Origin of the sequence: Actinomadura sp. NPDC048021, assembly GCF_040653135.1 — a bacterium.
Lineage (GTDB): Bacteria > Actinomycetota > Actinomycetes > Streptosporangiales > Streptosporangiaceae > Spirillospora > Spirillospora verrucosospora.
Genome location: NZ_JBEZJQ010000016.1, coordinates 1 through 13,098 on the forward strand (window position 1 = coordinate 1; position 13,098 = coordinate 13,098).

General features: G+C 74.7%; 9 protein-coding genes and 1 pseudogene. 4 read left to right on the forward strand and 6 right to left on the reverse strand.

The genetic code is table 11. The features are described from left to right. The 3 genes and pseudogenes from AB0C87_RS25540 to AB0C87_RS25550 all read left to right on the forward strand — a co-directional run. Positions 1 to 194 (forward strand): annotated as a pseudogene (locus tag AB0C87_RS25540) (DNA polymerase Y family protein); the annotation flags it as partial. A gap of 69 nt (positions 195 to 263) precedes the next feature. Beyond that, positions 264 to 3,533, forward strand: coding sequence for an error-prone DNA polymerase (locus AB0C87_RS25545; protein ID WP_360579872.1), 3,270 nt, complete (start codon positions 264 to 266; stop codon positions 3,531 to 3,533). A gap of 128 nt (positions 3,534 to 3,661) precedes the next feature. Further along, positions 3,662 to 5,683, forward strand: a complete 2,022-nt coding sequence (locus tag AB0C87_RS25550) for a protein kinase (protein ID WP_360579874.1) — start codon at positions 3,662 to 3,664, stop codon at positions 5,681 to 5,683. Between the two features lie 21 nt (positions 5,684 to 5,704). On the opposite strand, the gene AB0C87_RS25555 is transcribed toward AB0C87_RS25550, so the two are convergent. Beyond that, complete coding sequence (locus tag AB0C87_RS25555; RefSeq protein WP_360579876.1) at positions 5,705 to 6,634, reverse strand: Ppx/GppA phosphatase family protein; 930 nt, start codon at positions 6,632 to 6,634, stop codon at positions 5,705 to 5,707. Positions 6,635 to 6,699: 65 nt separating this feature from the next. Between AB0C87_RS25555 and AB0C87_RS25560 the strand changes: the two genes are divergently transcribed. Next, positions 6,700 to 7,131 carry a PH domain-containing protein gene (locus AB0C87_RS25560; protein WP_345182452.1) on the forward strand — a complete coding sequence of 144 codons (432 nt, stop codon included), beginning with the start codon at positions 6,700 to 6,702 and terminating at the stop codon, positions 7,129 to 7,131. On the opposite strand, the gene AB0C87_RS25565 is transcribed toward AB0C87_RS25560, so the two are convergent. The 5 genes from AB0C87_RS25565 to AB0C87_RS25585 all read right to left on the reverse strand — a co-directional run bounded on the left by AB0C87_RS25565 (position 7,128) and on the right by AB0C87_RS25585 (position 13,065). Then, the gene (locus tag AB0C87_RS25565) at positions 7,128 to 8,006 is read right to left on the reverse strand and encodes a PfkB family carbohydrate kinase (protein ID WP_353833028.1); all 879 of its coding nucleotides are present in this window, start codon (positions 8,004 to 8,006) and stop codon (positions 7,128 to 7,130) included. The two genes, AB0C87_RS25560 and AB0C87_RS25565, sit on opposite strands and share 4 nt — an antisense overlap. A gap of 67 nt (positions 8,007 to 8,073) precedes the next feature. Next, positions 8,074 to 8,292, reverse strand: a complete 219-nt coding sequence (locus AB0C87_RS25570; protein ID WP_345182447.1) for a hypothetical protein — start codon at positions 8,290 to 8,292, stop codon at positions 8,074 to 8,076. A gap of 103 nt (positions 8,293 to 8,395) precedes the next feature. After that, positions 8,396 to 9,187, reverse strand: a complete 792-nt coding sequence (locus tag AB0C87_RS25575) for an aldo/keto reductase (protein ID WP_345182548.1) — start codon at positions 9,185 to 9,187, stop codon at positions 8,396 to 8,398. A gap of 132 nt (positions 9,188 to 9,319) precedes the next feature. Next, positions 9,320 to 9,772 (reverse strand): MarR family transcriptional regulator, encoded by a 453-nt coding sequence (locus AB0C87_RS25580; protein WP_345182445.1) that lies wholly within the window; start codon positions 9,770 to 9,772, stop codon positions 9,320 to 9,322. 101 nt (positions 9,773 to 9,873) lie between these two features. Beyond that, positions 9,874 to 13,065, reverse strand: coding sequence for a family 78 glycoside hydrolase catalytic domain (locus AB0C87_RS25585; RefSeq protein ID WP_360579879.1), 3,192 nt, complete (start codon positions 13,063 to 13,065; stop codon positions 9,874 to 9,876). Between the last annotated feature and the right edge of the window lie 33 nt (positions 13,066 to 13,098).

Consider the following 13,098-nt stretch of genomic DNA (forward strand, 5'->3'; position numbering starts at 1 on the left):
CCGCGACGCTCCGCGTGCGCGGGCGCCCCGCCGCCGTGACCGGCTGGACGGGCCCGTGGCCCGCCGACGAGCGCTGGTGGGACCCGGCCGCCGCCCGCCGCCGCGCCCGGTTCCAGGTCACCACCGACGACGGCGCCGCCTACCTGCTCGCCGTCGAGGGCGGGCGCTGGCATGTCGAGGCCGTTTATGACTGAGCCGCCGTTGAAGACCGAGCCGCCGTTCGTGACCGAGCCGCCGTTCATGGCAGAGAGGCTCTCCGGCTGATGGGATGGCACAATCCGCCGATCCCGTGGCGGGAGTTCGAGGAGCGGCTGTCGTGGCGGCCCGGCGGGCGGGCCCCCGAGCCGCCGCCGGAGCCGGCCGGCGTCCCCCGCCGCGCCGAGGCCCGCGTGCCGTGGGCGGAGCTGCACGTCCACTCCTCGTTCAGCTTCCTGGACGGGGCGAGCGACCCCGCATCGCTGGTCGCCGAGGCGGCGCGGCTCGGCGTGCAGGCGATGGCCGTCACCGACCACGACGGCATGTACGGGGCGGTGCAGTTCGCGCAGGCCGCGGGCGAGGCCGGGATCGGCACGGTCTTCGGCGCGGAGCTGGGCCTCGGCATGCCCGGGCCGCGGACCGGCGAGCCCGACCCGGCCGGCCGGCACCTGCTGGTCCTCGCCCGGGGCGCCCCCGGGTACGCGCGGCTCTGCTCGGCGATCACGTCCGCGCAGCTCGCGGGAGGACGGAAGGGCAGGCCCGTCTACGACGCGGGCGCGCTGGCCGAGGCGCACGGCGGCCACTGGGCCGTCCTCACCGGCTGCCGGAAGGGCCCGGTCCCGGCGGCGCTGGAGGCGGACGGCCCGGACGCGGCGGAGCGGGAGCTGCGCGAGCTGGTCGGCGCCTACGGCCGCGACAACGTGTTCGTCGAGCTGGTCGACCACGACCAGCCCGACGACGACCTGCGCAACGACGCCCTGTTCGCGCTGGCGCGCCGGGTCGGGGTGGACGTGGTGGCGTCCAACAACGTGCACTTCGCCGCGCCCGGCGCCGACGCGCGGCTCGCGCAGGCCATGGCCGCCGTCCGGGCACGGCGCGGCCTGGACGACATGGCCGGCTGGCTTCCAGCGGGCGGCACCGCCCACGTCCGCAGCGGCGCGGAGATGGCGGGGCGGCTCGCGCGGTTCCCCGGCGTCCGCGAGCGGACGGTCGCGCTGGCGGAGGAGTGCCGGTTCGACTTCGACGTGGTCGCGCCCCGGCTGCCCGACTGGCCCGTCCCGGACGGGCACGACGAGGCGAGCTGGCTGCGGCGCCTGGTGAAGGAGGGCGCGCTCCGGCGGTACGGGCCGCCCGAGAGGGAGCGGGTCTCCGGCGCCTACGAGCAGATCGCCCGGGAGCTGGACGTCATCGAGCAGCTCCGCTTCCCCGGCTACTTCCTGATCGTGCACGACATCGTGGAGTTCTGCCGGAGCAGGGGGATCCTGTGCCAGGGCCGGGGATCGGCGGCCAACTCGGCGGTCTGCTACGCGCTCGGCATCACCGGGGTCGACGCCGTCCGCCACGGCCTGCTGTTCGAGCGCTTCCTGTCGCCGGGGCGGGACGGCCCGCCCGACATCGACCTGGACATCGAGCACCGGCGCCGGGAGGAGGCCATCCAGTACGTCTACGGGAAGTACGGGCGGGAGCGCACGGCACAGGTGGCGAACGTCATCAGCTACCGCCCGCGCATGGCCGTCCGGGACGCGGCGCGCGCCCTCGGCTTCTCCCCCGGCCAGCAGGACGCGTGGTCGAAGAGCATCGACCCGCGCGACCCCGTCGGGACGGAGGCCGGCATCCCGGCGCCGGTGAAGGAGCTGGCGGACCGGATGCTGGCGCTCCCCCGCCACCTCGGCATCCACTCCGGCGGCATGGTGATCGCGGACCGGCCCGTCGGGGAGATCTGCCCGATCGAGTGGGCGACGATGCCGGGCCGCACCGTCCTGCAGTGGGACAAGGACGACTGCGCGGCGGCCGGGCTCGTCAAGTTCGACCTGCTCGGGCTCGGGATGCTCGCGGCGCTGCACGACTGCTTCGACCTGGTGGCCGAGCACCACGGGGTCCGGCACGACCTCCAGTCGATCCCGCCGGACGACCCGGAGGTCTACGACATGCTGTGCGACGCCGACACGGTCGGGGTGTTCCAGGTCGAGTCGCGGGCGCAGATGGCGACGCTGCCCCGGCTGAGGCCCCGCGAGTTCTACGACCTGGTGGTGGAGGTGGCGCTGATCAGGCCGGGGCCGATCCAGGGCGGATCCGTGCACCCCTACCTGCGGCGGCGCAAGGGCCTGGAGCCCGCCGACTGCCCGCACCCGCTGATGGAGCCGGCCCTGTCCCGCACGCTCGGCGTCCCGCTGTTCCAGGAGCAGATGATGCAGCTCGCCGTCGACTGCGCGGGATTCACCCCCGCCGAGGCCGACCAGCTCCGGCAGGCGATGGGCGCCAAGCGCGCCCCCGAGCGCGTCGAGCGGCTGAGGCGGCGGCTGCTCGACGGGATGGCCGAGCGCGGCATCCCGGCCCCCGTCGCGGAGAGCGTGTACGAGAAGATCCTCGGCTTCACCGGGTTCGGGTTCCCCGAGTCGCACGCGCAGAGCTTCGCGCATCTGGTGTACGCGAGCGCCTGGCTGAAGCGCCACCACCCCGCCGCGTTCACCGCGGCTCTGGTGCGCAACCAGCCGATGGGGTTCTACAGCCCGCAGAGCCTTCTCGCCGACGCCCGGCGGCACGGTGTCGTGGTCCGGGGCGTGGACATCAACGCCAGCGACGTCCACCCCACGCTGGAGGAGCCCGTCGAGGCCGACTCCGGCCATCCCCACGCGCCCGCGACGCCGCAGCCCGCGATCCGGCTGGGGTTGTCGGGCGTCCGCAACCTGGGGGACGACACCGCCGAGGCCGTCGCGGCGGGACGCCCCTACACGAGCATGGAGGACCTCGCCCGCCGCGTGCCGCTGTCGGCCGGCGCCCTGGAGGCGCTCGCCACCGCGGGCGCGTTCGACCGGTTCGGCCTGTCGCGGCGCGAGGCCCTCTGGGCGGCGGGCGCGCTGGCGGGCTCCGGCCCGGGGCGGATCGAGGGCGTCACGCCGGGCGCGTCCGCGCCCGCCCTGCCGGCCATGACGCCGATCGAGGAGACCCTCGCCGACCTGTGGGCCACCGGCGTCTCCCACACCCATCCCGTCGCGCACGTCCGGGAGGCGCTGGACGAGCTGGGCGCGCTGCCGTCCGCGCGGCTCGCGGAGACGCCGGGCGAGACCAACGTCGTCGTCGCCGGGCTCGTCACCCACCGGCAGCGCCCGCCGACGGCCGGCGGCATCGTGTTCATGACCCTGGAGGACGAGACCGGCATCATCAACGTGGTGTGCCCGCCGCAGGTGTTCCAGCGGTTCCGCGGCCTGGCCGTCGACTCCCAGGCGCTGCTGGTCGGCGGCCGTCTGGAACGCGTGGACGGGGTCACCAACGTCCGGGCCACCCGGCTGCGCCGCCTGCCGGTCCCCGGCCGCGTCCGGGCCCGGAACTTCCACTGAGACGAGATCGGGCGGCCCGCGCTAGAACCTCACCGCCTCCTCTGTCATCGTATGGAGGCGTTGGGGCCGCGTGCCGCCGTGGAGGCGGTCGCCAAGACGTGGCTCCGTGGGGCGGAAGGTGAGACTCCATGGACGCGACCTCCCTGGGTGAGCTGCGCCCGGACGATCCCTCCCGAATCGGCCGGTACCGCATCGAGGCCAAGATCGGTGAGGGCGGGATGGGCGCCGTCTACCTCGGCCGCGACACCGACGGGCGGGCCGTGGCCGTGAAGGTGGTCCGGGCGGAGCTGGCGGGCGACAGGACGTTCCTCGCGCGGTTCCACGACGAGGCCGCCAACGCCCAGCGCGTGGCGTCGTTCTGCACGGCGCAGGTCCTGGAGCACGGCGAGGACCTCGGCCTGGCCTACATGGTGACCGAGTACATCGACGGGCCGTCGCTGCTCCAGCACGTCAGCGCGAACGGGGCCCTTTCGCCGGGGATGCTGCACGGCGTCGCGGTCGGCGTGGCCGCCGCGCTCGTCGCCATCCACAGCGCGGGCCTGGTGCACCGCGACCTGAAGCCGAGCAACGTGCTGCTGTCCATCTCCGGACCGCGCGTGATCGACTTCGGGATCGCCCGCGCGCTGGACATGGCCTCCTCCCACACCCGGACCGGGCAGGTCGTCGGCACGCCCGGCTGGATCGCGCCCGAGCAGATCACCACGCAGCAGGTCACCCCGGCCGTGGACGTGTTCGCCTGGGGCTGCCTGGTGGCGTTCGCCGCCAGCGGGCGCAACCCGTTCGGGCAGGGCTCGTTCCAGATCATGGCGGCCCGCGCCGTGCACGCCGATCCCGAGATCGGCGACCTGCCGCCGTCGCTGACCGGGCTCGTCCAGGCGTCGCTGCGCAAGGACCCCGCGCAGCGGCCGAGCGCCCGGGAGCTGCTCCTGGCGCTGGTCGGCGGATCCGGCGAGGCGGCCGTGACGACCGAGCTGGGCGAGATGTGGACGGCCCCGCCCGGGGCCCCCGCGGCGGCCCCGGAAGCGACGCGCGCCGCCGACCCGTCGGCCACCTCCCAGGACGTCCCGGCCCCGGTCCCGGCCCCGCGACCCCAGCCGCAGCCCCAGCCCCAGCCCCAGCCGGAGCCGCGGACGGAACCCGCCTACGAGCGCCGCACCGACCCGCCCACCGCGCGGGAGTTCCCGGCGCCCGCCGTCCGGGGGCGGTCGCGGCGCGGCGTATTCGCCGCGTCGGGCGCGGCGGTGCTGCTGGTCGCGGGGGTCGTGGCGGGCGCCGTCTACCTCAACGGCCTCGATTCCCACGGCGCGCGGAACGCCGCGGCGGGTGCGGCGGCGTTCCCGACCGCGCCGATGTTCGTCCGGGTCGACACCGCGCCCGGGTGGCCGACGACGTGCAACGCCGACATCGGCGTCTACAGGCCCGGCGAGGCGTCTCCGAGGACGCTGGTGGGCGGGCCGGGCTGCGACGTCCTCCCCGAGCGGTCGCCGGACGGCAGGCGCGTCGCGTTCACCCGGATGGGCCAGCGGAGCGGCGAGGCCTGGGTGGTGAACGCCGACGGGTCAGGCGCGCGGAAGGTGACCGGCATCGTGCGCGGCACCCGCGTGGCGTGGTCGCCCGACGGCGCCCGCCTGGCCTACGTGGGCGAGAAGGACGGCGTCCGGCAGATCTTCGCCATGGCCGTCGGGGGCGGCCAGGTCACCCAGCTGACCACCGACGACTCCCTCAAGGACGACCCGATGTGGTCGTCCAAGGGCAAGCTCGTGTTCTGGAGCAAGCGCGACGCCGACGTGGAGCAGATCTACACCATGGACGCGGACCGGCCGGGCGGCGCCTGGACGCAGATCAGCAGGGACGGCGTGCGCGCGGTCGACCCGGAGTGGTCGCCCGACGGCTCCAAGATCGCCTACGTCCGGGGACCGGCCACCGCGAGCGACATCTGGATCATGAACGCCGACGGGTCCGGCGCGCACGCGCTGACGTCCGGGGCGGCGCGCGACATGGACCCGGCGTGGTCGGGCGACGGCCGCTGGCTCGCCTACGTGCGCGGCGAGGTCACCGACCCGGTGATCCGCGCCGTCCGCGCGGACGGCACCGGCGACCGCGCCGTCACGCCCGAGGGCCGGGTCCTCGGCCACCCGAACTGGTCGTGAGGGCCGGACCGCTCCCCGCGCTCAGCCGGTGATCATGTCGAGGCGACGCAGGATGACGCCCTCGCGCAGCGCCCACGGGCAGACCTCCAGTTCCGGCAGCTCGAACAGGTCCATCGCCGCGTCGGCGACGATCGCGCCCGCGAGCAGCTGCGGGGCGCGCCGCTCGGACACCCCGGGCAGCTCGGCGCGCTCGGCGGAGGGCATCGCGGCGAGCTTGTCGGTCCACTCGGTGAGGGCCTCGCCCGCCAGGACGCGCCGCTGGTAGGGGCCGTCGGCCGTCGGGGCGGCGCCGCCGATCCGGGCGAGCTGCTTGAACGTCTTGGACGTGGCGACCGCGTGGTCGGCCGCCCCGTACCGGGCGACGTCCCCGACCCGCCGCGCGATCTCCGCGCGGACGTGCCGGCGCAGTTTGCGGACCTCCTCGGCGGGCGGCGGGTCGGCGGTGAACCAGTCGCGGGTGAGGCGCCCGGCGCCGAGCGGCACGGAGAACGCCGCGTCCGGCTCCTCGTCGATGCCGGAGGCGACCTCCAACGAGCCGCCGCCGATGTCCACCACGAGCAGGCGCCCCGAGGACCAGCCGAACCAGCGCCGGACGGCGAGGAAGGTCAGCCGCGCCTCCTCCTCGCCGGACAGCGCCCGGATGTCGATCCGCTTGTCCGCGCGGATGCGCGCCAGGACGTCGTCGCCGTTGGAGGCGTCGCGGACGGCGGAGGTGGCGAACGCGACCAGGTCCTCCACGCCCTTGTCCTCGGCGACCTGGAGCGCCTCGTCGACGAAGTCGCGCAGCAGCGTCTCGCCCTCTTCGGAGAGCCGCTCGCCGTCCGCCAGATGGTCGGCGAGTCTCAGGTCCGCCTTGTGGGAGTACGCGGGGAGGGGCCGCGCGCCCTGGTGGGCGTCCACCACCAGGAGATGCACCGTGTTCGAGCCCACGTCCAGCACACCGAGTCGCATGGCCCCGACGCTATCGGACCGATCCATGGCGCGGGCAGGGCCCGGCGGGGGCTATGGTCGGCGGCATGGAGGCGGCTCACGAGCGGCGGTGGCGCGTACCGCCAGGTCATGTGGTGGTCAAGTGCGCGGCGGCGGCGGCCGTCACGGCGCTGCTCGTGCTGTACTCCCACGACCCCCAGTTCCGGTTCCTGGCGGGCGCGGCGGCGATCGGCCTGAACGTGCTCGCGCTGCGCGACCTGATCGCCCCGGTCCGGCTCGCCGCAGACCGCGAGGGCCTCACCGTCGTGACCGGCTACGCCCGGCGCCGCCGGCTGCGCTGGGACGAGGTGGTCTCCATCCGGGTGGACGAGCGGCGCCGGCTGCTGCTGCACACGCGGATCCTGGAGATCGAGACCGCCGACGACCTGTACCTGCTCAGCGCGTTCGACCTGGGCTCGGACGTCCACGACGCCGCCGACGAGCTGTACCGGCTGCGCCCGCACCGGCCCGTGAACTAGAGGGCGGGCACCTCGTCCGGCGTGGGGAACGAGCTCTGCGCGCCGGGGCGGCGGACAGCCGCGGCGCCGACCCGGGCGGCGTAGCGGGCCGCCTCCCGCAGGGAGTCGCCGCGCGCGAGCCGCAGGCACAGCGCAGCGGTGAAGGCGTCCCCGGCGCCCGTGGTGTCGACGGCCTCCGACCGCGGGGACGGGACGGCGGAGGTGCCCTGGCCGTCGGCGACGACAACGCCGTCGGCGCCGACCGTGACCGCGACCGAGCGGGGTCCGGACCCGGCGAGCGCCGCCGCCATCCGGCCGGGGTCGCCGGCCCCGCCGAGCAGGAAGGCGGCCTCGTGCTCGTTGACGACGAGGGGGTCGCAGAGGGCGAGCAGCCCGTCCGGGACGGGCGCGGACGGCGAGAGGTTCAGCACGACCCGGCGGCCCGCGCGGGCGGCGAGCCCGGCGGCGGCCTCCACCGCGGGCAGCGGCACCTCCATCTGCAGCGACACGACCGGGGCGCTCTCGATCAGCGCGCGGGCCGCCTCGACGTCGGCGGGGCCGAGCCTGGCGTTGGCGCCGGGCGAGACGATGATGCTGTTGTCGCCGTCCGGCCCGACCGTGATCAGCGCGACGCCCGTCGGGACGCCCGGCGTGGCCGCCAGGTGCGCGAGGTCCACGCCGGCCGCGGCCAGGGCGTCGCGCAGCAGGGCGCCGTGCCCGTCGTCGCCGACCCGGCCGACGATCGCGGCCCGGCCGCCGAGCCGCGCCGCCGCGACCGCCTGGTTGGCCCCCTTGCCGCCCGGATGCGTGGCCAGGTCGGACCCGAGCACGGTCTCCCCCGGCGCGGGCCGCCGCTCCACCCCCACCACCAGGTCGGCGTTGAGCGATCCGACCACGGCGACGTCACACCTGCGCTGTCCCACCAGTAACCGACTACACGCGCGGGGGGCGTCCGCGCAACCGCTATCCCGAGCGCAGCTCCGCCAGGTCGACGATCTCGGCGAGATCATCGACCGTCGGGTAGTAGCCGCGGCCGACGGGCACCCCGTCCCGCGTCACCAGCAGCGCCGTGGCCCCCCGCACTCCGGCGAAGTCCGCCCACACCCCGTGCGCGCCGGTCAGCCGCACCGCCGTCACCCGTAACCCGCCGGGCCCCGTCCAGCTCCCCCGCTCCTCCCCCATGCACGGAACGTTACGCTCGACCACCCAAGGTCACGATCTTGGGGTCTCCCGGCGGCGACCGAGCGCGTGGTGACGGTCTCCGAGGGGCGCGTCGTGCGGGGGGCTAGTCCGTCTCGAACGTCGCCGGGTCGGGCCCGAAGCGCAGGCCCTTGTCCATCTCGCCGAGCGTCTTCATGTCGTCCGGCGTCAGCTCGAAGCCGAACACGTCGATGTTCTCCGCGATCCGGGACGGCGTCGCCGACTTCGGGATGACCACGTTCCCGATCTGCAGGTGCCAGCGCAGCGCGACCTGGGCGGGGGTGCGGCCGTGGGCCCGGGCGATGCGGTCGAGCGCGGGGTCGTCCAGGAGCCCGTGCCCCTGGCCGAGCGGCGCCCACGCCTCGGTGCGGATGCCGTGGTCGCGGTGGAAGGCGCGCATCCCGTCCTGCTGGAAGTAGGGGTGCAGCTCGATCTGGTTGACGGCGGGGACCACGTCGGCCTCGTCGATGACGCGCCGCAGCGTCTCCACGGTGAAGTTGGAGACGCCGATCGAGCGGACCCGCCCGTCGTGCTTCAGCCGTTCCAGCGCCCGCCAGGTCTCCAGGTACAGGCCGCGGCCCGGCATCGGCCAGTGGATCAGGTAGAGGTCCAGGTATTCCAGGCCGAGGCGGCGCAGGCTCGCCTCGTAGGCGCGCATCGTGGCGTCGTAGCCCTGGTCGCTGTTCCACACCTTGCTGGTGACGAACAGCTCGTCGCGCGGCAGCTCCGACGCGCGCAGGGCGCGTCCCACGCCTTCCTCGTTGCCGTAGGCGCTGGCGGTGTCGATGCTGCGGTAGCCGTTCCGCAGGGCGATCGTCACGGCGCTCTCGGCCTCGTCGTTCCCCACCTGGAAGACCCCGAAGCCGAGCTGCGGCATCGCGGTCCCGTCGATGAGGTCCACGTTCGGTACGGTCACGGTGTCCCTCCTCCCTCGACTGTGTACCCTGCGCTCTCCTGCCCTGAGACGTGCCGTCAAACATGGCGGGCCCGCCATCGGCCCGCGGGCGGTCTAGGCGCCCCGGTCCCGGTCGCGCTGGGAGCGGGCGATCTCGGCGAGCGCGTCCCTGAAGACGGTGAAGCGCTCGTCGCCGAGGGCCCGCCGGTGGCGGTCCTCGATGGAGGCGAGGATCGCGCGGGCCTTGGCGATCTCGTCGAGGCCGCGCCCGGTGGGCACGACGCGCTTGGCGCGGCGGTCGCCCGGGTCGGGTTCGCGGCGGACGTACCCGAGCTCCACCAGCTCGTCCACGATCGTGCCGACGATCTGCTTGTGCTGCCCGGACCGGGCCGACAGCTCGGTCGCGCGCACGCCCTCCGGTTCGAGGAAGGCCAGGACGGTGCCGTGCCGCGGCCGGACGTCGGGGTGCCCCTGCTCGGCGAGCCGGCGGAACAGCTCCTCCTGGAGCGCCCGCGCCAACCGGCCCGCCAGCACGCCCAGGTCGGGCCCCCCTCGTTCCGCGTCCACGCGATCCCCGCCCTCCGGCGCCCTGCCGTCACGGATCCTGACTGTCAACAACCGTGACTTTAGCGCACCGGAGGGCGCGGACCCGACCGCTCATCCGGCCGTCACGCCACCCCCTGGAAGGTCCAGTCGCCGGAGCCGACCTCGAAGACGGCGCGGCCGTTCTGGACGCCGATCCACCCGGCCCCCTCCGGCGCCTTCGGCCGCGCGGACCCGCCGAGGAGCGGGTACTCCACGCGGGCCCGCGTGCCCGGCGGGACGGTGACGTCCAGCCGGAGCCTCTTCCCGGCGCGGCGCCACGAGGACGCGGCGCGCCCGCGCGGCGTCTCGTAGGTCGCGGCCGCGTAGGTGACGTCCCCGACGACCGCCGGCCGGACGAGGAGGGTCGCGTACCCGATCGAGTCGTCGGCCTGGCCGAGGCCCGCGAGGCCGGCGTGGAACCACTCGTCGATCGCGCCGAGCATGAAGTGGTTCTGCGAGTTCCCCGAGGTGGGCCCGTCCCAGTTCTCGGTCAGCGAGGTCGCGCCGTGCACGACCTGGTAGCCGTAGCTGGGGTTGCCGGTCTGCGTGGCGACGGCGTGGATGACGTCGTCGCGCCCGGCGGCGGACAGCACGTGGAACACCGACGGCAGCGCGATCTCGCCGACCGTCAGGTGGTAGCCCTTGGCCTCGATGCTCTTCACCAGGTGGGCCAGAACGGCTTCTCTATGGTCCGCCGGCACGACCCCCATGTCGAGAGCGAGGGCGTCGCACGCCTGGCTCCCGGACCCGTAGGTGTCGCCGGTGGCGTACTTCGCGTTGAACGCCGAGCCGATCTCGCCCGCGAGCGCCCCGTACCGCGCGGCGTCGGCGTCCTTCCCGACGACCTCGGCGATCCGCGCGAGGGCGGTGACGGCCCGGTGGTAGCCGAAGGTCGCGGTCACCCCCTTCGGGGTGCTGTCGTCGAAGGTGATCCAGTCGCCGAGGCCGTAGTCGAGCAGATGCCCCTTCGCCTTCGCGGACAGGTAGTCCACGTAGCGGACCATGTTCGGGTAGTAGGCCCGCAGCGTCGCCTCGTCGCCGTACGCGCGGTACATCTGCCAGGGCGCGAACACGATGACGTTGCCCCAGTTGGGGTCGTCCCTGAACCCGCCGGAGAACACCGTGAACTCGGGCGCGATGTCCGGGACGAGGCCGTCCTCGGTCTGGGCCTCGGCGATGTCGCGGACGAGCTCGCCGTAGTAGGCCGTGACGTCGTAGTTACGGGCGACGGCGGGGAACACGAGGTTGGCCTGTTCCAGCCAGCCGAGCTTCTCGCGGTGCGGGCAGTCGGTGAGGACGGAGTACATGTTGCTCTGCACGGCCCGGTCGATGATCTTGTGGATGTCGTTGAGGAGGCCGTGCGAGCTGGTGAACGAGCCCGCCCTGGCGTTGCCCGCGCGCAGGACGATCCCGGTGACGGTGCCGTCGTCCGGTTCCCCCGGCAGCCCTTCGAGCTGGAGGTAGCGGAAGCCGTGGTAGCAGAACCGGGGATGCCACGTCTCGGTGCCGTCGCCGGAGAGGGTGTAGGTGTCCCAGATGGGCGAGCCGGTGGTGTGCTGGCTGACGGTCCCGTCGGCGTTGAGCAGCTCGCCGGGGCGCATCGTCACCTTCGTCCCGGCCGGGCCGCTGACGCTCAGCAGCGGCCAGCCCGCGAAGTTGACGCCGAGGTCGACGACGTGGACGCCGGCCTTCGGGCTGGTGATCTTCTTGGCGCGGAGGGTCTCGACGGGGACGACCGGCGGCGCCATGCGGGCCGCGAGCCGGGCGGTGGGCGCGGCGACGCGCACCGCGGCCGTCCAGTCCCGCCGGGTGCGGCGCGCGTCGTGGTCCTCGCCGCCGTACCAGTTGGTGAACGTGGTCGCGCCGAGCGCCGTGCGCCAGGACGCGTCGGACGCCACGACCTCGCGCGACCCGTCGGTGTAGGTGATCTCCAGCTGGCCGATGAACGCGGGCTTGCCGTCCGAGCGGGTGAGCTTCTCGTAGCGGCCGGGCGTCGGAGGCACGTGAGCCATGCCGGTGCCCAGCTCCACCTCGACGGTGTTGCCGCCGCGGTGGAGCAGCCTGGTCACGTCGTAGGTGGAGTAGACGATCCGCTCCTTGTACTTGCTGTAGGGCGGTTCGAGGACGGCGTCGCTGACGGGACGGCCGTTCACGGTGACGTCCAGGACGCCGAGGGCGGTGGCGTACAGGCGGGCCGTGCGGACGCGCCTGCCGATCGTGAACTCGCGCCTGAAGACGGGCAGGGCCTCGGGCTGGCGGCGCAGCGGCGGCGGCGCCTCCTGGCCCTTGACCGTGGCGGCCGTGTCGAACGCCGTGCCGTCGCCGGAGGTCTGGACGGTGAAGTCCTCCGGGAAGTTGGGGGTCCTGCCGTCGTCGGTCGTCTCGTCCGTGCGCGGGTAGAGCAGGATCCGGTCGAACCGCTGTTCCCTGCCGAGGTCGATCTGCACCCAGATGGGCGCGGCGAGGTCCTGGTCCTTGCGCTCCAGGCTCGTGTAGCCGAAGGGCGCGGCGTCGCTGGTGAGGTTGCCGTCCGTGACGGCCTTCGGCTCCCACTGGCCCCCGACGGTGTAGCTCTCCGACGCGGTGACCGGCGCCCTCGCCGCGAGGTTCGGGCCCGACGCCCCGTCCTGCACCTGGATCTCGGCGAGCTGGAGCCGCGACACCTTGTAGGGCCAGCCCTCCTTGATCGGCAGACCGAGCCGGGTCACGTTCACCCGGACGTACCGGGCGGTGCGGGCGGCGAACGCGACCGTCGCGGGCGCGGGCGCCGGGTCGGCCGACCACACCGGGTTCCCGATCCACGCGGCCGTCCAGTCGGCGGGGGCGAGCAGGCCCATCTCGAAGTGGGACGGCTCGCTCCACGCGGACGCGCGGCCCTGCCCGTCCCACACGCGGACCTGCCACGACGCGCGCTGCCGGGACTTCAGCGCACGTCCCGCGTACACGGCCGAGACGGCGCCTCCGGCGACCTTGCCGGAGTCCCACAGGTCGGGGCGGGCGAGGCGGGCGTCCGTGGTCGCCACGCGCACCTGGTAGGCGCTCTGCACGGCGTCGCGCGGCCCGGTGGCGAACCGCCAGCCGAGCGTCGGCGCCGTGTCGTCGATGCCGAGCGGGGCCGGCAGGTGGTCGACCCGCAGGCCGGTGGGGTGCAGCGTCCGGTGCGGGGCGGCCGCCGGCGCCGCCAGGGCGGGCGCCGCGACCGCGCCGCTCGCCGTGACCGCGGCGGCGGCGACCCCGCCTGCCTGGACGAACCTTCTCCGCGACAACTCGTTCATGCTGGGCTCCTCGGGGGGGTGGGTGGAGCGGTA

What these genes read in the sequence shown, in the direction of transcription:
- AB0C87_RS25575 (WP_345182548.1), bottom strand. Translation starts at nt 9,187, where the DNA reads ATGCCGCAGCTCGGCTTCGGGGTCTTCCAGGTGGGGAACGACGAGGCC.
- AB0C87_RS25550 (WP_360579874.1), top strand. Translation starts at nt 3,662, where the DNA reads ATGGACGCGACCTCCCTGGGTGAGCTGCGCCCGGACGATCCCTCCCGA.
- AB0C87_RS25585 (WP_360579879.1), bottom strand. Translation starts at nt 13,065, where the DNA reads ATGAACGAGTTGTCGCGGAGAAGGTTCGTCCAGGCAGGCGGGGTCGCC.
- AB0C87_RS25555 (WP_360579876.1), bottom strand. Translation starts at nt 6,634, where the DNA reads ATGCGACTCGGTGTGCTGGACGTGGGCTCGAACACGGTGCATCTCCTG.
- AB0C87_RS25545 (WP_360579872.1), top strand. Translation starts at nt 264, where the DNA reads ATGGGATGGCACAATCCGCCGATCCCGTGGCGGGAGTTCGAGGAGCGG.
- AB0C87_RS25570 (WP_345182447.1), bottom strand. Translation starts at nt 8,292, where the DNA reads ATGGGGGAGGAGCGGGGGAGCTGGACGGGGCCCGGCGGGTTACGGGTG.
- AB0C87_RS25560 (WP_345182452.1), top strand. Translation starts at nt 6,700, where the DNA reads ATGGAGGCGGCTCACGAGCGGCGGTGGCGCGTACCGCCAGGTCATGTG.